Origin of the sequence: Methylorubrum aminovorans, assembly GCF_022179725.1 — a bacterium.
GTDB lineage: Bacteria > Pseudomonadota > Alphaproteobacteria > Rhizobiales > Beijerinckiaceae > Methylobacterium > Methylobacterium aminovorans.
The window spans coordinates 151,493-170,836 of the sequence record NZ_BPRC01000003.1 but is presented as its reverse complement, the minus strand read 5'-3'; the positions used below and the strand labels follow the sequence as shown (position 1 = coordinate 170,836).

The 19,344-nt window shown below is 68.9% G+C and carries 20 protein-coding genes; 8 read left to right on the top strand and 12 right to left on the bottom strand.

The genetic code is table 11. The features are described from left to right. Window positions 1-249 precede the first annotated feature (249 nt). Window positions 250-1,152, top strand: a complete 903-nt coding sequence (locus tag MFF24_RS07240; protein WP_425543219.1) for a hypothetical protein — start codon at window positions 250-252, stop codon at window positions 1,150-1,152. Between the two features lie 109 nt (window positions 1,153-1,261). Here the strand turns inward: MFF24_RS07240 and MFF24_RS07235 are convergent, their stop codons facing one another. Both MFF24_RS07235 and MFF24_RS07230 read right to left on the bottom strand, forming a co-directional pair. Beyond that, a complete protein-coding gene (locus MFF24_RS07235; protein ID WP_238223558.1) occupies window positions 1,262-2,239 on the bottom strand; it encodes an amidohydrolase family protein in 978 nt (325 codons plus the stop codon). Window positions 2,240-2,425: 186 nt separating this feature from the next. After that, a complete protein-coding gene (locus MFF24_RS07230) occupies window positions 2,426-2,572 on the bottom strand; it encodes a hypothetical protein (protein ID WP_238223557.1) in 147 nt (48 codons plus the stop codon). 372 nt (window positions 2,573-2,944) lie between these two features. On the opposite strand from MFF24_RS07230, the gene MFF24_RS07225 reads away from it, so the two are divergent. Continuing rightward, on the top strand, window positions 2,945-3,154 hold the full coding sequence (locus tag MFF24_RS07225; RefSeq protein ID WP_108938502.1) for a hypothetical protein: 210 nt from the start codon (window positions 2,945-2,947) through the stop codon (window positions 3,152-3,154). Between the two features lie 230 nt (window positions 3,155-3,384). Here MFF24_RS07225 and hemN read toward each other — a convergent pair whose 3' ends face one another. The 3 genes from hemN to MFF24_RS07210 all read right to left on the bottom strand — a co-directional run bounded on the left by hemN (window position 3,385) and on the right by MFF24_RS07210 (window position 6,434). Next, the gene (gene hemN, locus MFF24_RS07220) at window positions 3,385-4,737 is read right to left on the bottom strand and encodes an oxygen-independent coproporphyrinogen III oxidase (RefSeq protein WP_238223556.1); all 1,353 of its coding nucleotides are present in this window, start codon (window positions 4,735-4,737) and stop codon (window positions 3,385-3,387) included. Window positions 4,738-4,863: 126 nt separating this feature from the next. Further along, entirely contained in the window at window positions 4,864-5,985 is a 1,122-nt protein-coding gene (locus MFF24_RS07215) for a 2'-deoxycytidine 5'-triphosphate deaminase (protein ID WP_238223555.1), read from the bottom strand. Further along, on the bottom strand, window positions 5,982-6,434 hold the full coding sequence (locus MFF24_RS07210) for a hypothetical protein (RefSeq protein WP_238223554.1): 453 nt from the start codon (window positions 6,432-6,434) through the stop codon (window positions 5,982-5,984). The genes MFF24_RS07215 and MFF24_RS07210 overlap by 4 nt, the downstream gene beginning before the upstream one ends. 164 nt (window positions 6,435-6,598) lie before the next feature. Between MFF24_RS07210 and apaG the strand changes: the two genes are divergently transcribed. Genes apaG through MFF24_RS07195 form a run of 3 tightly spaced genes read left to right on the top strand, consistent with a single transcriptional unit; the run spans window position 6,599 to window position 9,094 of the window. Continuing rightward, the gene (apaG, locus tag MFF24_RS07205) at window positions 6,599-6,991 is read left to right on the top strand and encodes a Co2+/Mg2+ efflux facilitator ApaG/CorD (RefSeq protein WP_108938506.1); all 393 of its coding nucleotides are present in this window, start codon (window positions 6,599-6,601) and stop codon (window positions 6,989-6,991) included. Beyond that, a complete protein-coding gene (gene argE, locus MFF24_RS07200; RefSeq protein ID WP_238223553.1) occupies window positions 6,988-8,163 on the top strand; it encodes an acetylornithine deacetylase in 1,176 nt (391 codons plus the stop codon). Before apaG ends, argE begins: the two co-directional genes overlap by 4 nt. 10 nt (window positions 8,164-8,173) lie before the next feature. Next, window positions 8,174-9,094 carry a bestrophin family protein gene (locus MFF24_RS07195; RefSeq protein ID WP_238223552.1) on the top strand — a complete coding sequence of 307 codons (921 nt, stop codon included), beginning with the start codon at window positions 8,174-8,176 and terminating at the stop codon, window positions 9,092-9,094. Window positions 9,095-9,262: 168 nt separating this feature from the next. Here the strand turns inward: MFF24_RS07195 and MFF24_RS07190 are convergent, their stop codons facing one another. Together MFF24_RS07190 and MFF24_RS07185 are read right to left on the bottom strand one after the other, a co-directional pair. Further along, the gene (locus tag MFF24_RS07190; RefSeq protein WP_238223550.1) at window positions 9,263-10,132 is read right to left on the bottom strand and encodes a formate/nitrite transporter family protein; all 870 of its coding nucleotides are present in this window, start codon (window positions 10,130-10,132) and stop codon (window positions 9,263-9,265) included. A 111-nt stretch (window positions 10,133-10,243) separates the two neighbouring features. Further along, complete coding sequence (locus tag MFF24_RS07185; protein ID WP_238223548.1) at window positions 10,244-11,011, bottom strand: competence/damage-inducible protein A; 768 nt, start codon at window positions 11,009-11,011, stop codon at window positions 10,244-10,246. A gap of 83 nt (window positions 11,012-11,094) precedes the next feature. Between MFF24_RS07185 and sfsA the strand changes: the two genes are divergently transcribed. Continuing rightward, entirely contained in the window at window positions 11,095-11,835 is a 741-nt protein-coding gene (sfsA, locus tag MFF24_RS07180; RefSeq protein ID WP_238223546.1) for a DNA/RNA nuclease SfsA, read from the top strand. Here the strand turns inward: sfsA and MFF24_RS07175 are convergent. Continuing rightward, the gene (locus tag MFF24_RS07175; protein WP_238223544.1) at window positions 11,798-12,643 is read right to left on the bottom strand and encodes an FkbM family methyltransferase; all 846 of its coding nucleotides are present in this window, start codon (window positions 12,641-12,643) and stop codon (window positions 11,798-11,800) included. The genes sfsA and MFF24_RS07175 overlap by 38 nt on opposite strands. A 150-nt stretch (window positions 12,644-12,793) precedes the next feature. On the opposite strand from MFF24_RS07175, the gene MFF24_RS07170 reads away from it, so the two are divergent. Both MFF24_RS07170 and MFF24_RS07165 read left to right on the top strand, forming a co-directional pair. After that, window positions 12,794-13,567 (top strand): alpha/beta fold hydrolase, encoded by a 774-nt coding sequence (locus MFF24_RS07170; RefSeq protein WP_238223542.1) that lies wholly within the window; start codon window positions 12,794-12,796, stop codon window positions 13,565-13,567. A gap of 224 nt (window positions 13,568-13,791) precedes the next feature. Further along, a complete protein-coding gene (locus MFF24_RS07165) occupies window positions 13,792-14,256 on the top strand; it encodes a hypothetical protein (RefSeq protein WP_238223541.1) in 465 nt (154 codons plus the stop codon). 18 nt (window positions 14,257-14,274) lie between these two features. Here MFF24_RS07165 and MFF24_RS07160 read toward each other — a convergent pair whose 3' ends face one another. The 4 genes from MFF24_RS07160 to MFF24_RS07145 all read right to left on the bottom strand — a co-directional run bounded on the left by MFF24_RS07160 (window position 14,275) and on the right by MFF24_RS07145 (window position 19,222). Continuing rightward, the gene (locus MFF24_RS07160) at window positions 14,275-15,285 is read right to left on the bottom strand and encodes a hypothetical protein (protein ID WP_238223540.1); all 1,011 of its coding nucleotides are present in this window, start codon (window positions 15,283-15,285) and stop codon (window positions 14,275-14,277) included. A gap of 19 nt (window positions 15,286-15,304) precedes the next feature. Next, window positions 15,305-16,084: an ABC transporter permease gene (locus MFF24_RS07155; protein ID WP_133090836.1), complete on the bottom strand. Its 780-nt coding sequence runs from the start codon at window positions 16,082-16,084 to the stop codon at window positions 15,305-15,307. After that, the gene (locus MFF24_RS07150) at window positions 16,081-17,007 is read right to left on the bottom strand and encodes an ABC transporter ATP-binding protein (protein WP_133090835.1); all 927 of its coding nucleotides are present in this window, start codon (window positions 17,005-17,007) and stop codon (window positions 16,081-16,083) included. The genes MFF24_RS07155 and MFF24_RS07150 overlap by 4 nt, the downstream gene beginning before the upstream one ends. A 217-nt stretch (window positions 17,008-17,224) precedes the next feature. Further along, window positions 17,225-19,222, bottom strand: coding sequence for a 4Fe-4S binding protein (locus tag MFF24_RS07145; protein WP_238223739.1), 1,998 nt, complete (start codon window positions 19,220-19,222; stop codon window positions 17,225-17,227). Window positions 19,223-19,344: the final 122 nt, after the last annotated feature.

The window sequence follows — 19,344 nt, the reverse complement described above, 5'->3', positions numbered from 1 at the left end:
TCGCGCATGCCGACCGCAGCAGCGAGACCGGCTCCTGGATGCCCGGTCCTCGCGGCTGTGGTCTCAGGCGTCGCCGCGGGTGTCGGGCCTGAGGAGACCGGGCACGAACCGCATGCCCGGCTCGGCGCCCTTCCGGGACGGCCGGCTGCCGAGCGGCTGTCGGTGCGGGAACCGCTTTCCAATGCTCGAACTTGCACACTATCCGTCCGGGACGACAGCTCGGGCGCGAGGAACGACAGAGGTCGAGCGGTGGCCGGAGAGGCGGTGCAGTTCAGCGCGATGCAGCAGGACGCCGGCGACGGCCCGCCGGGAGCGACAGCGGCCTTCCCCTACGACCGCATGACCGTGGAGCGGTTCCGCGCGGCGTTCCCTCGGGCGCGGTGGCGCGACGACCTAGGCGCCTGGTTCGTGCCGGGCGTCACGGCGGAGCGGCGCCTGAACGCCTGGTCCGGCCGCGAGTGGACGGGCGTCCTGGCCCATGCCGACGAACGCGGTCGCGACGCCTTCGCGTTCGAGCCGCTCGCGAGCCCCTACCTGGTGGCCGCGGACGACTTGGTGGTCCGGACGCCGTATTCCCGCGCCGTCGTCGCCGAGTTGCGGATGGTGCCTTGGGCGAGGTGGGACCCGAAGTCGAAGGCATGGCGCGTGCCGTTCCGGTCGCTGGAGGAGCTGCGCCAACGCTGGCCCGCCATCGAGGATGCCGCCCGTCAGGCGGAGCCCGAGGAGCGGCGTAAGCGCGAGGCGAGCCGCAGGGCCTCCCCCGAGCATGCGGACAGGCGGGCCGAGGCCGCCGAGCGCCGCCGCAACCGCTACCCCGTTCCCGAGGACGCGCTGCCGCCGCTCGGGCGCGTGCTGCAGACCCACCAGGGATGCACGGTGTTCGAGGCGGTCACCGGCGAGGTCGTCGACCCTGCGGTCGCCGGACGCTTCTACTTGGGTATCGTGGCCGAGGCAGGGACGCTGGTCTGGGCGACCCGGCGCAGGCCGACGCATGACGAGCTGGTCCGGGCTTGGTCCGCACGGGGGGAAGCGGGTCCGGCCGAGACCGCGCGCGGTTGGTGGCAGCCGACCATCGAGGTGCTTCGGGAGGAACGCCGCAAGGCTGCCTCGCTGGAGCGCGCTAGGGCGACGCGTCGGTCCCGGGCGGCGTGACTGGTCGTGTCGGATCGCCTGCGGGCGGGCCACGGCGACCGAGAGCCTCCCTCGGCGACCGCCAAGCCGCGCAAACCAAGGACCACCATCCCGGAGCAGGCCGCCGGGCTCAACAGCCGAGTTTCAGCAGCCGCTCCGCGTTGCCGTGCGCGATCTTGGCCTTGTCCTCCGGCGAGGCGACGAGCGCGTCCAGGAACCGGCGGCCCTTTGTGTTCTCGCTGTAGGGATAGTCGACGCTGAACAGGATGCGCTCGACGCCGAAGGTCATGAGCGCTGCCATGAAGGGCGGCTGGGTGAACACGCCGCTCGTGGTGATGTGGACGTGCCGGAGGATTACGTCGGCGAGCGACCGGCCGAGCCCGATATCCGAGCGCGCCAAGTCGTCGACGCGGGCGAGCATGACCGGCAGCATCTCGCCCATATGGCCGATGATGAGCTTAAGCTGCGGGTGGCGCTCGAAGGTGCCTGCCATCGCCAGCCGCAGGACGTGGATGGCCGTCTCGGCATGCCAGCCGAACGCGGCGCTGGCGAGCAGGGCTCCCGCCTTGCCGGGCAGCCCGTCGTAGTAGGTCCGGTGCACCGCGGCTGGGGGCATGCTGGGGTGCAGGTAGATGGGGAGGTCGAGCTCCTCGGCCCGCGTCAGGATCGGCGCGAAGGCGGGGTCGTCCAGGAAGCGGTCCCGCGTCGTGCCGTTGACCATCGCGCCGCGGAAGCCGAGCTCGTTCACCGCGCGCGCCAGTTCGTCCGCGGCGGCCTTCGGCTCCCGCATGGGCAGGTGGGCGAAGGCAGCGAAGCGGTTCGGGTGCTCGCGCACGGCACTGGCGAGCGCATCATTCATGTCGCGGGCGAGCGCGACGCCCTCCTCGCCGTCGACGAGGTCGGCGCCGGGCGGGGAGCAGGACAGGACCTGCACGTCGATGCCGGCCGCGTCCATCGCAGCCAGACGCTCGGCCCCGATGTCCCGCAACTCGCGCTCGCGGCCGGTGCCGCCGGACGGCACGCCTTGCGCCTCGATCCGCTCCCGGCCGATCCGCTTGATGAGCGCCTGGAACTGGACGTGCTCCTCAAGGGCGATGGTGCGCGGCATGCGTGCCTCTGGCTGTCGGCGTCGGATCAGCGTCAACGCGGCACCTGCCGGATCGCTCATCCTGGGTAGCGCATAATGCTACGCGCTACGCCTTCAGAATGTCGGGCAGCGTCGCCACCAACCAGTAAAGTCTGGCGCAAGAGCCGATGAGATGAGCCTCGGGGGCTTATCGTCCTTGCATCGTCTTCAATGCTGGAGCTTGTGAACCAGATTGCTATCGAGCGGGCACAACAGCACCTTGGCGAGTGCGACCTTGGCTGCCCTTATCTCGGGCCCCTCATTGTAACGGGCCGAAGCCCAACCGGACTGCATCTTTTCGGTAAAGGCGGCCATGGGGTCACCTTTGGTGTCGGCCCTCTTGCGCGAAAGCCTCCGTTCGGGAGCCGTGTCCGCGAGTGAACCGGCAGAGCTGAATGCCACCCATCCACAACCTCGGGCGCCTCAGCGTTGACCGTCGTGTGCGGTGCTGCAATGGTTAAGGGGTGTCACCGGGGCATGGCACACTTGATCCCGAGGTCCAGGGAGGAAAGCTCAACGGGTCAATGACTTAGGCGGATTTTGGACACATAGTCCCTCCGTCTCCGCCACCTATTCTCTTCATCACAAATCGATCAACGCGGCACCGACAAGGTGCTTGCTTGCGGCGTGGTGGGTTGAGATTGATCGCGCCTTCCCTTGCATCCCGATTCCCAATTTGAGGCTTGGATGAGCGAGCTCCACAAGGACGCATCACCGGCTGTCGCCCGCGCGATCTTCGAAGGCTTGGGGCCGACGGAACGGGCCGAGGTCGAGCGTGAGGCGATCGAGAAGGGCGTGGAGCCGATCGAGATCGTCCGTCGGTCGTTGGATGTGCTGATCTCCGAGACGGGACAGGCGGCCGGGAAATCACAGTTCATCAGACGGTCGGGTCGCTGAGGCACAATCGCCGCGTCCGATGAACCAGCGTTATGTTCCTTCTCTGAAGCGCTTCCTCTGGGCTGAGGGGCTTGGCTGGCCGGACAAGGCCGCAACGTGAAGCTCGGAAGGCCTGCCGTTTCGGTTTGATCCCCCCGGGTCTCGCCTCCTCCCGTCCTCGCGAGCGACAGTGAGGCGTTTCAGGGCACGACATCTCCGGGCAGGTCAGGCCGGCGTCTCCATCGGCTTGATCACGCGGCCCGGCTGTGCAAGGCGGCGGATGTCCCGAGATGCGCGTCGAAGAGCGCCGCAACATTGCGGACGAAGGGCTTGGCATCCTCCGGAATGCTCAGCGTGTGGCCATCGAGCCTGACCACACCGTGATCCGCGAGAATGCGCAACCGGGGAAGGGAGGCGAGCAGGACGTCGGGGTCTTGGCCATGGGATCGGCAGACCTGCCCGACATCAACGGCGAAATCGCACATAATCCGCTCGATCAGCGTCGCCCTTAGCCGGTCGTCCCGCGTCAGCGCGTAGCCCTTGAGCGTGGCGAGGTCGCCCCGGTCGATGCGTTCGGCGTAGCTGCGAAGCACCGTGTCGTTCTGCACGTGGCCCTGGGGCAGCCGCCCGATCGCCGAAGCGCCGAAGCCGATCAGGGCGTCGCTGGCATCCGTGGTGTAGCCCTGGAAATTGCGGCGCAGTTCGCCCTCGACGCAGGCGATCGTCAAAGGGTCATCCGGACGGGCATAGTGATCGAGGCCGATCCTCCGGTAGCCGGCCCGCGTCAGCGTCTCGGCGATCGCGTCCGCCTGCGCCCGCCGGGCTGCCCCATTCGGCAGCATCGCTTCGTCGATCCGGCGCTGATGCTTCTTGAAGCCGGGCACGTGGGCATAGCCGAACACCGCGAGACGGTCGGGCCGGAGTGCCAGGCATTGACGCACCGTCTCGATGCAGGATTCGACGCTCTGATGCGGCAGGCCGTAGATCAGGTCGAGATTGATCCCGCGGATCCAGGCCGCTCTCAGCCCGGTGACGGCAGCTTCCGTCACGGAGAAGTCCTGGCGGCGGCCGATGGCCTCCTGCACCACAGGGTCGAAGCTCTGAACGCCGAGGCTCGCCCGCGTGACGCCGGCCGCACCGAGCGCGCGCGTCATTGCGGGCGCGAGCGTGCGCGGATCGATCTCGACGGCGATCTCCGCATCGGCGGCGAAGGGGAACCGATCACGGAGAAACGCGACGAGTGCGCGGAACGCATCGGGCGCGATGAGAGTGGGTGTGCCGCCGCCGAAATGGAGGTGACGCACCAGCGGCCGATGGTGGAGATGCCCTGCCACCAAGTCCACCTCGCGCCGGAGCGTCGCGAGATAACCGGCAATCGGTGCGTCGTGCCGGGTGATGTGCGTATGGCACCCGCAATACCAGCACATCGAGCGGCAGAACGGCACGTGCAGATAGAGGGAGGCTGTCGCATCCGCCGGGAGAGCTCGCAGCCACTCGGCATAGGTTGCCGCGTCGACCGCCTCGGTGAAATGCGGGCTGGCCGGATAGCTCGTGTAGCGGGGAAGCCGCTCGTCTCCGTAGAGTGCCTTCAACTCCTCCCGCATCCGCGCCGCTCCCGGTTCACAGCGGCGGCCTGTCCCGCCCCATCTCGGGCGCAGGGCTAAGGGGTGGCCCCCCCATCGGCTTTGATGTGGCTCAATCCCGCGGGCAGAGCCGTCGCCGGAGCAGGCTCAGACCGCCGGCAGCGGTTCGGGCTCGTTGGCGAAATGCTTCGAGAGCTTGAGCCCTTGCGCCTGATAATTCGAGCCGGACCCTGCGCCGTAGAGGGTCGCGGGCCGCTCCAGCATGCGCTCGTAGACGAGGCGCCCGACGATCTGACCGTCCTCCAGAAGGAACGGCACGTCACGGGAGCGCACCTCCAAGACGGCGCGGGCACCGGCGCCGCCGGCCTCGCTCAGGCCGAAGCCGGGATCGAAGAAGCCGGCATAGTGGACGCGAAACTCGCCGACGAGGGGATCGAACGGCACCATCTCCGCCGCGTGATCGGCCGGCACCCGCACCGCCTCTTTTGACGCCAGAATGTAGAACTGGCCGGGATCGAGGATCAGCGTGCGGCTGCCATCGGCCGGCAGCGGCTCCCAGAAGTCGCGGGTGCGATGGCCGCGTGGGCGGTCCAGGTCGATCAGGCCGGTATGGCGCTTGGCCCGGTAGCCGATCAGCCCGGCGAAACCCGAGAGATCAACGGAGACCGGCACGCCGCCCTGGAGCGAGGGCGTCGCCGCATCGATTAGCGGGTCGCTGGCGTGGAGTGCGGCGAGTTCGGCCTCCCGCAGGCGCGGGTCACCCTGGCGAAAGCGGATCTGCGACAGGCGCGAGCCGGTCCGAACCCGAACGGGGAAGGTGCGCGGCGAAATCTCGGCGTAGAGTTGGCCGGCATAGCCCGCCTCGATCTGGTCAAAGGCGCTGGCGCGATCGGTGATGACGCGGGTGAACACGTCGATGCGCCCGGTCGAGCTCTTCGGGTTGGCGCTGGCGCTGAGGTCGCGAGGCAGCGCCAGCGCTTCCTGCAGTTCGGCAATGTAGACGCAGCCCGTCTCCAGCACGGCGCCCTGGGTCAGGTCGATCTCGTGCAGCGCGAAGGCCTCGACGCAGGCCGTCACCGTGCGCCCGCCGCCGGGCAGGAAGCTCGTGCGCACCCGGTAGGCGCGCGTGCCGAGCCGCAGGTCGAGGCTCGCGGGCTGGATCTGGTCGGCGGCGTAGGCGGTCGCCGGGCGGATCGCCCCGGCCTCCGTCAGCGCCGTGATGGCCTGCGCCGGCAGGATGCCGGATGCTGCCGGCACGTCTCCGCTCATCGTCCCGTCCCCTCGCCTCTTTTTTTGGCCTCGGCGGCCGCTTTCTCCGCCGCCTCGATCGCGACCACCATCCGCGCCAGCGCCAGCCGGGCGCAGGCCCCCATCGCGACGAGGCCGGCCAGCGCGCTCGCGAGCAGCGGGAACAGGTCGGGGCGCAACCCCGCCGCGACGGCCACCACCGCAGCGCCGATCCCCATCGCGTTGCCGAGCACGAGCATCGGCAAGCGCAGGCCGCGGAACTCGGTCTCGACGCCCGTGCGCTGACGAACCAGCCGGGCCACGATCCGCGCCGCAGCGTCGAGGCCGAGCGCCACCACCAGCGCGAGCGCCGGCCACCGGTTCTGCGCCGGGTCCCACCACGCGAAGACGAGGGCGAGCGCGAGGGTCAGAACGGTGCCGAGTGCCGGTCCCACCGCGCTCGCCGGGCGATCAGCCCGCGCGCGTGCCACGGCTCCCTCGAATTCTCCTCGGTGCGACGCGTTCGGCACGTGGTCTCCGGCCTCCGCCCACCGTAGGATACCGTGATTGACGAGGTTTCTGGCGCCACGTACCACGGCGCGTCGCAGATGTCGCGATCCGGCCTGCGCGCCGTCCACGGAGATGCTTTCACCCGATGTACAAGGCCGAGACGCGCGGCATCACGGTGACGGTGGAGCCCCGCTTCGTCGAGGAGGAGTCCTCGCCGGGAGAGAGCCGCTACTTCTTCGCCTACACGGTCGAGATCGTGAACAATGGCAGCGAGCAGGTCCAGCTCCGCTCGCGCCATTGGCGGATCATCGACGGGCGCGGCGCCTGTCAGGAGGTGCGCGGGGCGGGCGTCGTCGGCAAGCAGCCGGTACTCGAGCCGGGCGAGTCGTTCAGCTACACCAGCGGCTGCCCGCTCACCACGCCTGACGGCCTGATGGCCGGCAGCTACACGATGTCGACGATGGGCGGCGAGAGCTTCGAGGCGGAGATCCCGGCCTTCTCGCTGGACTCGCCGCACATGCGCCGCGTCGTCCATTGACGGCGCCGTCACGCGGCACCCGATTCTCGCCGCTGGAGCTTCTGGAGCGGCTCGTCGCGTTCGACACCGAGAGTTCGAAATCGAACCTCGCGCTGATCGATTTCGTGGCCGGGTATCTCGACGGCTGGGGCGTGCCCCATGTCCGGGTGCCGAACGCGACCGGCGACAAGGCCGCCCTGTTCGCCACCCTCGGACCGATGCGGGACGGCGGCATCGTGCTCTCCGGCCATACCGACGTGGTTCCGGTGACGGGACAGACCTGGACCTCCGATCCATTCGCCTTGCGCGTCGCCGAAGGCCGCGCCTACGGCCGGGGCGCCGTCGATATGAAGGGGTTCGACGCTCTGGCGCTAGCCCTGGTGCCCGCGGCGTTGGAAGCCGAGCTGACACGGCCGATTCACATCCTGCTCTCCTACGACGAGGAGACCACCTGCCTGGGGGTGACCGACACCATCGCCCGCTTCGGCGCCGACCTGCCCCGGCCGGGTGCGGTGATCGTCGGCGAGCCGACCGGGATGCAGGTCGCCGACGCGCATAAAAGCGTTGTGACCTACAACACCACCGTGCACGGCCACGCCGCGCATTCGGCCAAGCCGGGGCTCGGCGCCAACGCGGTGATGGCCGCTGCCGACCTGATTGCCGAGTTGAACCGCATCGCCGACGCCATGGTCGTCCGCGGAGACGCCTCCGGCCGGTTCGACCCGCCGAACACCACGGTCCATGTCGGCGTGATCGAGGGCGGAACCGCGCGCAACATCCTGCCGAAGCTCTGCACTTTCCTGTGGGAGTTCCGCGGTCTGCCCGATCTCGACATGGCCGAGATCCCCACCCTGTTCGCCGCAGCCTGCGAGCGGGTCGCGCGGGAACGTCTCAACCGCTACGGCGATTACGGGCAGATCGAGACGGTGGAGGAGGTGTCGGTGCCGGGGCTCGCGCCCGATCCGGGTTCGGAGGCCGAGCAGCTGACCCTGCGGCTGGCCGGCCGCAATGCCACGATCACCGTGCCCTACGCCACCGAGGCCGGGCGCTTCCAGCGCGCGGGTCTCCCGACGGTGGTGTGCGGCCCCGGCTCGATCGATCAGGCGCACCAGCCGGACGAGTTCATCACCCTGGACGAACTCGCCCGCGGCGAGGCCTTCATGCGCCGGTTGGTCGAGACCTGCGCCCGCTGACGCCGTCGTCATGATCGTCCGTCCCCGCCCCGGCCTGCTGACGATCCTGTTCGCCCTGCGCGGCTCGATCCTGCCCAAGGTCGCGCCGCAGGTGATCGTGATCGCCGCGCTCTCCTTCCTCGTGGTCGCGATCGAGCAGCGGCACGCCGAATGGTTTCCCGTCACCGCGGGCATCGGCCCCTTCACCCTTGTCGGCCTCGCGCTCTCGATCTTCCTGAGCTTCCGCAACGGCGCCTGCTACGACCGCTGGTGGGAGGCCCGTCGGGCATGGGGCGGCCTGATCGTCGAGATGCGCGGCCTCGCGCGGCTCCTGCCAGCCCTGCTGCCGGAGCTCGAACACGAGGCCCTGCGCCGCCGTTCCTTACGGCGGGCGGCCGGCTTCGCCCACGCGCTCCACGCCCGCCTACGCGGCCTCGACGAGGCACAGGCGCTCGCGCCGTGGCTGCCGCCGGAGGATCTCGCCGGGCTCGAACGGCGGCCGAGCGGGGCCGATGCGGCGCTCGCCGGTTTGACGCGGGATCTCGCCGAGGCGACGAAGGCCGGTGCCTTGAGCGACATCCTGTTCGCCAGCCTCGAGCACAAGATCGTCAACCTGTCCGCGATCCAGGCCACCTGCGAGCGCATCCACGGCACGCCGCTGCCCTTCGCCTACACGCTGCTGCTCTACCGCACCGCCTGGCTCTACTGCCTGCTGCTTCCGTTCGGGCTCGCCGGCTCGCTCGGCTGGTCGACGCCGATCATCGCCGCACTCGTGGCCTACGCCTTCTTCGGCCTCGACGCGCTCGGCGACGAGTTGGAGGAGCCGTTCGGCACCGACGCCAACGACCTGCCGCTCGACGCCCTGCTACATGCCGCCGACGCGGCAATCCTCGACGCGCTCGGCGAGACCGGACGCGAACCACCGAAGGCCGACCGGTTCATGCTGCGGTAGGGACGCGCTGCGATCGGCCGCCCCAGTGAAGGTCCGCGCCTGGTGGAAACGGTGGTTACTGCCGGTTGATCGCCTGGATCGGACCCTCATCGCGTTTCCCCAGGTCTCACGGGCTGGAGATCGGCTCCGCGGCTTGGCGAGGATCGCCCTGAGACGGACAACAGGCCCTCAGACGCCGACGCGATCCTGCCCCTCCATATCGGGCGCGACCTGTCCGAAATTGAGCACCGAGACCAGCGTCACGCCACCGACCACGTTGCCGAGCAGGGTCGGCACGAAGAAGCCGGTGACGTACTTGGCAAGATCGATCTCGCCGGTGGCGACGAGATAATAGGCATCGACCGATCCGGCGACGATGTGGGCAAGCCCGCACATCGACACGAGCCACGTCATCAGGATGATGATGAAGGGCGCCGCCGAGCCCGTGGCCGGCAGGATCCACACCATCAGCGCGATCAGCCAGCCCGCGAACACCGCCTTGATCACCGTGGTCCAGAACGGGTCCTCGATGGTGTGGCGACTGATCTCGGCGAAGGCCTCACGCACCTCCGGCTTGAACGCATCGGTGTGGGCCAGCACCGAGGCGATGACGATGGTCGCGACGATGTTGGCTACGAGCACGATGCTCCACAGCCGAACCACCCGTAGGAAGGCGCCGGAGGTGCGTTCGGTGAGAAGCGGCAAAATCGGCGTGACGGTGTTCTCGGTGAAGAGCTGCTGGCGCCCGAGCACGACGATGAGGAAGCCAATCGAGTAGCCCATGCTCACGATGAGGTCGGCCCAGGGCTCGTGCGGCAGATGCCCCTTCAGGACGCCGGGGACGATCAGCGAAAATCCCATAGTGAGCCCGGCAGAGAACCCCGAGAGCGAGAGCGCCAGCGCGGTGCGCCGCATCTCCTCCTCGCCCTCGCGCCGAATGATCTCGTGCAGGATCAGCGCGTCCGGGCGATGGGCCTTCTCGACTTGGGCGTCGTCCCTCTCTCGGGTCTGGGCCCTCTGCGACTTGTCTTCTCCGGGTCTGCGGGGATCGTAGGACATGCAGCCCTCGGCGGTCGTCTCGTCGAAGGCCAACGTACGGCAGCGCTTGCCCGCTCCCGGCGTAGGGAAATTTATTTCAGAAGATATATGGCGATACCGGCAAGGAAATGCCTAGACCCGGAGCTCCTCCAACAATTTCTCGATCGCCGCCCGCGCCGCCGCGACCGCGTCAGCGTCGCGACCGCGCACGACGATGCGGTTGCGAAAGCCGTCCGGCGTCATTGAGGGATAGGAACCGATCGATAGGCTTCCATGCGCTGCAGCGATCTCAGAAAGGCCGCCGGCGAAGTTGCCCTCGGGGATCGCGCCTGCCTCGATCGTCTCGGAGATGACCGGCGCGTTGCCCGTCAGCGTCGGGCGGATCTCGTCGAGCATCGCCGCCATGATCTGCGGCACGCCGGCCATGACGAAGACGTTGCCGATGCGAAAGCCCGGTGCCTTCGTGACCGGGTTGGCGATCAGGTCGGCCCCGTCGGGGATGCGGGCCATGCGCAGGCGGGCCTCGTTGAGATCCTCGGGCCGGTGCCGCTCCAGCAACATGGCGCGGGCGCGCGGATCGATATCGATGCCGACGCCGAAAGCCGCCGCCACGCTGTCGGCGGTGATGTCGTCGTGGGTCGGGCCGATGCCGCCCGAAGTAAAGAGATAGGTGTAGCGCGCCCGCAAGGCGTTCACCGCGGCCACGATCTCCGCCTGCACGTCCGGCACGATGCGCACCTCGCGCAGGTCCACGCCGATCTCGGTCAGCATGTCGGCGATGGTGCCGATGTTCTTGTCCTTGGTGCGTCCCGAGAGAATCTCGTCGCCGATGATGAGGACGGCGGCCGTCACCTCGGAACCTTGTGCGCGTGAAGTCTGGGGGTCGGAACTCTGGGACATGGAGCCTCGGGGGCGGGGAAACGGGTGGAAGCTAGGGCGCGGATGCGCGAAAGCGAAAACCCCACCCGCTTTTCCCGGCTACGATGCGTTTCCCCACTCCCCTGATCGAAGGGCGCCTGGTGCGGCGCTACAAGCGCTTCCTCGCCGACGTGACGCTCGCCGACGGCACGCAGGTGACGGCGCATTGTGCCAATCCCGGCGCGATGCTCGGGCTCAACGCGGAAGGGTTCCGCGTGCTGCTCTCGCCCTCGACCAATCCTTCGCGAAAGCTCGGCTTCTCGTGGGAGTTGGTGGAGGCAGAGCTGCCCGGCGGCCCGCAATGGGTCGGCATCAACACGGCCCGGCCGAACGCCCTCGTCGCGGAGGCGTTTCGCGAGGGGAAGCTCGCGCCGCTGGCGGGTTACGAGACACTCCGGCCGGAGGTCGCCTACGGCAAGGCGAGCCGCGTTGATTTCCTGGCGAGTGGCGGCGGCCTGCCGCCCTGCCATGTCGAGGTGAAGAACTGCCACCTGATGCGGCGGGCGGGGCTCGCCGAGTTTCCCGACTGCAAGGCCGCCCGCTCGGCTCGCCACATGGAGGAATTGGCCGGCGTCGTTGCCGCCGGCGGCCGTGCGATGCTGATCGTGGTGATCCAGATGCGAGCAGACGCCTTCGACGTCGCCCGCGACATCGATCCAGCCTTCGACCGCGCGCTTCGAGCGGCACTGGCGGCGGGCGTCGAGGCCTACGCCTATACCTGCGCGGTCGGGCCCGACGGGGTCGCGATCGATGCGCCCGTACCGATCCTCACGCCGGGCGTGAAGAATCCGCCCGCTCGAACATGAGGTTCAGCCGCGTGCGGGCGATCTGGCGGTAGCCGTATTTGTGGAGCAGGCTCGGCAGGTCGATCTGCCACTGGTCGGCGCCGTTCTCGATGACGAGCAGCGACGGGAGCAGCGAGTCCGGTGCGTCGCGCAGGAACGGCTCCAGGATCAGATCCTCAGCGCCCTCGACATCGAGCTTGATCGCGTCGATGCGCTCGATCCGCTCCGAGCGGCAGAGATCCACCAGCGTGACAGCCGGCACGCGCACGGTCGCGTTCTTGTGGGTGCCGACGATCTTCACGCTCGATTCGCCGCGGTTGCGCGGATCGATGAACAGGGTCAGCTCGCCGCCCTTGTCTGCGACCGCGCAGGCGATGGCCTTGACCGTACCGAACGGGTTCTGGCCGATGTTGAAGGTCAGCCGGTCGAACACGTCGGGCTGCGGCTCCACCGCGAGGATGCGGGCACGCGGCCCCGTGAAGGCTGCCACGAACAGCGCGTAGGCGCCGATATTGGCGCCGATGTCGAGGAACACCGCATCGTCGCTCAGGCGCTGCTTCAGCAGCGCGCGCTCCTGCGGGTCGAAGAACTGCGGGGTGAAGAGCACCTTCTTCTCGCAGTTGTTGTTGTAGGGGTGCAGCCGCATCCGCGCACCGTAGCGCTCGACGTCGAGCGGGCGCCCGCGCAGCATCGAGATCGCGAGGCGCCGCAGGAACATCGCCAGGCGGCGGGCGCGCCAGGACTGCTCGGGGAGCCGCTGGGTGCGCTCCGCGATCCGCGCGACGAGGCCGGTGGGGGCGTAGGTGCCGTAGGGCGAGGAATCGGTCATCGTGCCGAGGTGATGCCAGCCCGTTGTGGCCGCAGCAAGTCGGGCGGTGTCGGGTGAGACTGAGAGGCACGGCGCCAAATTCTGCGGGATGTCGCATGAAGTCTTCGCGCGGCCTTTGACATCGGCGCCGCGGCGCCCGAAGACACGCCGATGCAGAGCTTCGATTCCGACGGCGTGCAGATCGCCTATATCGACGTGCCGGCCAAGGACGGGGCGCCCGGCGGCGGCGACCCGATCCTGCTGATTCACGGATTCGCCTCGAATCATGCGGTGAACTGGGTCAACACGCTCTGGGTCCGGTATCTCACCGAAGCGGGCTACCGGGTCGTGGCCCACGACAACCGCGGCCACGGCCAAAGCGAGAAGCTCTACGAACCCACCGCCTATACCTCCGACCAGATGGCGGGCGACGCGGTGCGGCTGCTACGCCATCTCGGCATCGAGCGGGCGGACGTGATGGGCTATTCCATGGGCGCGCGCATCGGCGCGCACATGGCGCTCGATTATCCCGGCGAGGTCCGCTCGCTGCTGCTCGGCGGCATGGGCTTCCATCTGGTGGACGGGCACGGGCTGCCGCAGGGCATCGCCGAGGCGCTGGAAGCGCCCCCCGGCACGCCGGCGCCGAACCCGACCGCGGCGACCTTCCGCACGTTCGCGGAGCAGACCAAGAGCGACCTGCGGGCGCTTGCCGCCTGCATCCGCTGCTCGCGCCAGACCCTTTCGCGGGCCGAACTCTCGGCGATCGACACCCCGACCCTGGTCACGGTCGGCACCCTCGACACCGTGGCAGGCTCCGGGCCGGAACTGGCGAAGCTGATGCCGAACGCCCGCGCACTGGAACTGCCGAACCGCGACCATTCGACGGCCGTCGGCGACCGGCTGCATCGCACGGGCGTGCTGGAGTTCCTCGCACAGCGGCCGTAGCCGCCGGATCATCGCCTGCGGGCGATGATCTGGGTTTCTGCTGGCCTCGGTCGCCGGTACGCGCCTGCGCGGACTCAGGCTTTCGCTCCGCTCAAGCAGCTTCGCGCGACGGCCATGGCCTCATCACTCGTCGATCCATATGACCTATCGGTGGTAGATCGTTTGGCGGACTGCCCCGACCTTCGCCTCGCTCATAAGGTGCTGGCACGCTTCGGGATTGTGCCATGCCGGGTCAAACGTCACACAGCGCCGCAGACGGCGTTCTCCGCTCGGTCGTGGCGGATGCCTTCGCTACCGTCCTGATCGCCGTCGCGATCCTGCTGCTTGTGCTTGGAGGCGTCGCCCTGGCAGCACCCAAACTCAGCCATGCCGCGGGCAAGGTCGTCGGCCTGAGCAACCTGTCCACGGACGAAGGCTGCCTCCCGGCCAAGATGACAGGCCGTGTCGTGAAGCGGGAGTTCGGCCGCGACGGCCTCTATCTCCAGGCCGTCGTCGTCGAGGAGAAATCCGGCCAGCGGACTTTCATCAACATCGAGGACGGCTACCGCAACCTCGATGCGGCCACCAGCTCTTCCGTCAAGCACGCCCTCGAAACGATCCTGACGGTCGGCCGACCGGTCGCGCTTCGCGTGCTCGGATGCGGGGCGGCGGCGCGGCAATTGACGCTCGATGCCGTGCGGCCACTCTGAACCGAGCGGCGGGAGGGCTCACGCACGTGAATCGGCGAGCCAGTCCGGCACCCATCGCGCCGGCCGCGGTGCCCGCGAGAGGTCCGACCTTGCCTGCTCGACGGGTGCCGGGGCGCCGCCGAGGATCGGGCGGGTCTGGTAGTCGAAGCGCGGCAGGATGCAGCCCTTGGCATCCAGCGCCAGATGCGCCTCGAACCAGAGGCCGAGATCGGGATCGGTTCGGTGCTGCTCGTCCCGCAGGGCACGCAGCAGCGGCTCCACCTCGGCAATCTCCGGAACCGGCTGCGGCCCGGCGCGGTAGACCTGCACCTCGCACAGCGTCCCGACGATGGCGGCCCTGAGCTGCGTCCTGTCCCAGGGCGTCTTGCCGGGCGGGCGGTGGGCGGCCAAGGCGCGCCCGATCTCGGTCAGGATCGAATGCTCGGCCCAGTAGGCCTCACGCTCGTGCATCCAGGCATCCATCCTGGCAGCGAACGCCGTCGAATCGCAGACCTCGCCGGCCAGCGCGTCCAGGCGCTCGGACCCGACCCGGCCCGCGAGCCATTCCGCGAGAGCGTCGCGCGCATCGTCATCCGCCGCTCGCGTCGGGTTGCCTTCGTCTTCCTCCTCGTCGTCTTCCTCGTCTTCCTCGGCGGCGGCGAGATCGCTCCAGGCGGAATCCGAGAACGCGTCGCGGGCGAGCTTGGCCAGGAAGCCTTCGAGTGAGCTCGCGAGCACGGCCGCGTCGCCCTCCGAGCCCAGACCGACGACCGGGCTCGACGGCGTCGGCACGCCGTCCGGGTGCCAGAAGCCGACAAGTGAACCGTCGGGCAGGTAGAGGAAGAGCGAGAATTCCCGGCGCAGGGCGCTGCCGTCGACGATCGGGGCCTCGTCGCTCAGCGTCCCCTGCAGGCGGAAGCAGCCGAGGCTGCCCCAGGGCCGCCCCTCGAGCCAATCGGCGAAGTCGAGGAGCAGCCGGGGCGGCTCGTGTCCCGGCGGGACGGCGGACGGTAGAGTCTCGGGCCTGACGATGTAGGGATCCCGCGCCATCTGCCCTCCTGAAATGCGGTCAGCTCTTCAGCCGGTATCCCGTGCGGAAGATGTATGTCACGAGCCCGAGGCACAGCACGAGGAAGGCTAGAGTCGCGGCGATGCTGATCCCGACCGCCACATCGCCCTTGCCGAAGAAGGCCCAGCGGAAGCCGCTGACGAGGTAGACGACCGGGTTGAACAGGCTCACCGCCCGCCAGAACGGCGGCAGCATGTCGATGGAGTAGAAGCTCCCACCGAGGAATGTCAGCGGCGTGACGATGAGAAGCGGCACCAGTTGCAGCTTCTCGAACCCGTCCGCCCACAGCCCGATGACGAAGCCGAACAGGCTGAAGGTGATCGCCGTCAAAAGCAGGAAGAACACCATCCAGAACGGGTGCTCGATGTGCAACGGCACGAACAGGGCGGCGGTGGCGAGAATGGTGAGGCCGATGACGATCGCCTTCGTCGCCGCCGCGCCGACAAAGCCGAGCACGACCTCCAAGGGCGAGATCGGCGCCGACAGGATCTCGTAGATCGTGCCGGCGAAGCGTGGGAAGTAGATGCCGAACGAGGCATTCGACACACTCTGCGTCAGCAGCGAGAGCATCATCAGCCCCGGCACGATGAAGGCGCCGTAGGGCACGCCGTCCACCGTCTGCATGCGCGAGCCGATCGCGGCGCCGAACACCACGAAGTAGAGCGAGGTGGAGATCACCGGCGCGACGATGCTCTGCAGGGCCGTGCGCCAGAACCGGGCCATCTCGAAGCGGTAGATGGCACGGATCGCCGGGACGTTCAGCATGGACACGGCCTTCATGCGCGCTCGCGGACGAGATCGACGAAGATGTCTTCGAGCGAACTCTGGCTGGTATCGAGATCGGTGAAGGCGATGCCGGCATCGGCCAGCTCGCCGAGCAGGCCGGTGATGCCGGTGCGCTCGCGCCGCGTGTCGTAGGTGTAGACGAGCGTGCGCCCGCCCTCGCCGAGGTGGAGATCGTGACGCGCGAGGTTCTCCGGCAACGCCGCGACCGGCTCGCGCAGGTGCAGGATGAGCTGCTTCTTGCCGAGCTTGCGCATCAGCTCGACCTTGTCCTCGACGAGGATGATCTCGCCCTTGCGGATCACGCCCACCCGGTCGGCCATCTCCTCGGCTTCCTCGATATAGTGGGTGGTGAGGATCACCGTGACGCCCTGCTCGCGCAGGCGGCGCACGAGGCGCCACATGTCCTGGCGCAGTTCGACATCGACGCCCGCGGTCGGCTCGTCGAGGAACAGCACCTGCGGCTCGTGGGCGAGCGCCTTGGCGATCAACACCCGACGCTTCATGCCTCCGGAGAGCTGCATGATGCGGCTCTCGCGCTTGTCGTAGAGGGAGAGGTCCCTCAGAACCCGCTCGATATGGGCTGGGTCCCTGGCGAGCCCGAACAGGCCGCGGCTGAAGCTCACCGTGTCCCACACCTTCTCGAAGGCGTCGGTGGTGAGTTCCTGCGGCACGAGACCGATCATCCGGCGCGCGGCACGGTAGTCGCTGAGGATGTCGTGGCCGCCGACGCGGATCTGGCCGCTACCCGGCGTGACGATGCCACAGACGATGTTGATGAGGGTCGACTTGCCGGCACCGTTCGGCCCCAGCAACGCGAAGATCTCACCCTTGGCGATATCGAGGTTGACGTCGCGCAGAGCGTGCAACCCCGACGCGTAGACCTTCGACAGGTTCGCGATCGAGACGATCGGTGACATCGGGGCTCGGGAATGGCGGATGGGGGCCGCCCTATACCACGGCGACCGATGCGGTGAAGCTGGCGGCCGCCAGTTACATTTTCCAGCGATTCTCCCCGGTGTTCCGGCACACCTCGCGGAACCGGGCACCGCTCCGGGGTTTGTCGAACTGTTCTCCTGCGACAAACGACCCCTGACCCGACCTGCCCTCAACGAGACGGCGGGTCGTTTTTTGTGGTCAGCTCTGCAGCCGTTGCGCCGCCTCCCGCTCGCGCAGGTAATCCTCGGTGGTGCGCGGCTTGGCCGGGGGGGCGGCGTGCGGATCGAAACCCTGGTTGAGTGCCGCCTCGACGCGGCAATCATCACACATCATCAGCGAGCGGATGCGCTGCTCACCGGCCTCGCCGGAGAACATCCAATGCCGCTCCTGCAGCTTGCCGATTACCCGCTCGATGGTGGAGCGGGTGCCGAACGGCTTGGTGCAGGTGATGCAGCAGAACGGCTCCTCCTCCTTCACGATCCGGCGCGGCTGGCTCCAGGCCTCGAAATCGATCTGCGGCTTCAGGCTGATGACGTCCTCCGGGCAGGTCGCCGCGCACAGGCCGCACTGCACGCACAGGCTCTCCTCGAAGGCGAGCAGCGGCCGCTCGGCGCTGTCGGACAGGGCGTGGGTCGGGCAGGCGCCGACGCAGGAGAGGCAGAGGGTGCAATCCTCAGTGCGGAAGTTCAGTCCACCGAACGGCGCCCCGGCGGCCAGAGGCACGGCGGCCACCGGCGTGGGCGAAGCGGCGTGCATCTCGCGGAAGGCGAGGCGCAGCATCTCGCGCTTGCCGCCGACGGGCACGAAGCCGGCCGGCGCCGTCGCGGCGCGTCCGGGCGTCGCCGACCGGAGCGCCGCGCCGAGCGCGTCGGGGTCGTCGGTCTCGATCAGGGCCACCGTCGGCGCCTCCGTGCCGGCGCCGTAGCCGAGGGCCTCGGCGAGCGTCCGGCTGAGCGCCACGGTGCGGTGCAAGCTGTCGACGTCGTGCTTCGGGCGTTCGCGCACGAGCACCCGCGCTCCGGCCGCGCCGTAAGCAAATAGCGCGGCCAAAACTTCGGGGCCGAACTGCGTCACCTCGTTGACCCGCACCGGCAGGACATGCGCCGGCAGACCCTCGCCGTAGCGGCCCAGCGCGTCGATCAGCGGTTCGCCGTGGTCGCCGTCGTGGAACAGCACCACCGCATCCGCGCCGCCCGCCGCCCGGTAGGCGCGCATCAGAGAACGCAGGCGGCGCATCAGCGCGTCGGCGGGCGGCAGGGCGTAGTTCGCCGCGCCCGTGGGACAGACCGCGGCGCAGCTTCCGCAGCCGGCGCAGACGTAGGGATCGATCGCCACCGTGTCGCCGGCCGGCGTGATCGCCCCGGTCGGGCAGACATCGAGGCAGCGGGTGCAGCCGGTGATGCGTGAGCGGGAATGGGCGCAGAGTTCGCTGCGGAAATCGATGAAGCGCGTTTTGTCGAACTCGCCCACGAGGTGGGAGGCCGTCATTACCGCGCGCTCGACCGCCGCCGGATCGCGCGGGTCGGCGCGCAGATAACCGCTGCGCAGCTCGTGCGCGGGGAAGAGCGGCGTGCCGCCGGTCAGATCGAGGATCAGGTCGCAGGACGAGACCGCCCCGTCACGCCCCGCGCCGAACACGAGATGCGTGCGCGACGATGGCGCCGGCAGGGCATAGTCGTCGATGCGAAGCTCGAACGCGCCGAGGTGACCGGTGGCGCCGCGCACCGTGCCGCGGATCACCGGGAACTCGTTGCGGTGGAGCGGCGCGACCTCGCCCGGGCGGCTCAGCAGCACGGTGACGTCGAGATGCTCGGCCAGACGCCGCCCGGCCTCGATCGCGGCCTCGTCGCGCCCGTAGATCAGGGCGACGCCCCGGCTCTCCAGCGGCACCGTGCCGGCCACGGGGACCGCCTCGGCCGCGGCAGCGAGCAGTGCGGCCATCTTCGGCCCTGACTTGTCGGCCTGCGACGACCAGCCGGCCGTCTCGCGGATCTTGGCGAAGGTGACGCGCTCCTCCGCCTCCAGCTCGGCCGCGACCTCCTCGAAGAGCGGCGCCTGCAGCGTGCAGGAGACAGTGATCGGCACACCGGTCGCGAGGGCTTCGCGGTAGCGATCGAGTTCGCGGCCGCAGAGCTGGTCGGCGGTGCGCACCCGGCCGCCGCAGCCCTTTTCGAGGGCCGCGACATCGAGCGGCATCGTCTTCTCGCAGGAACAGGCGAACACGAGACGATCGGACACGATTGAACCTGAGACGATTGGGAGAGCGGGAGGGCCCTTCGCGCGGGGGCCCGGCTTCCATATACTCGCATCATTCTAAA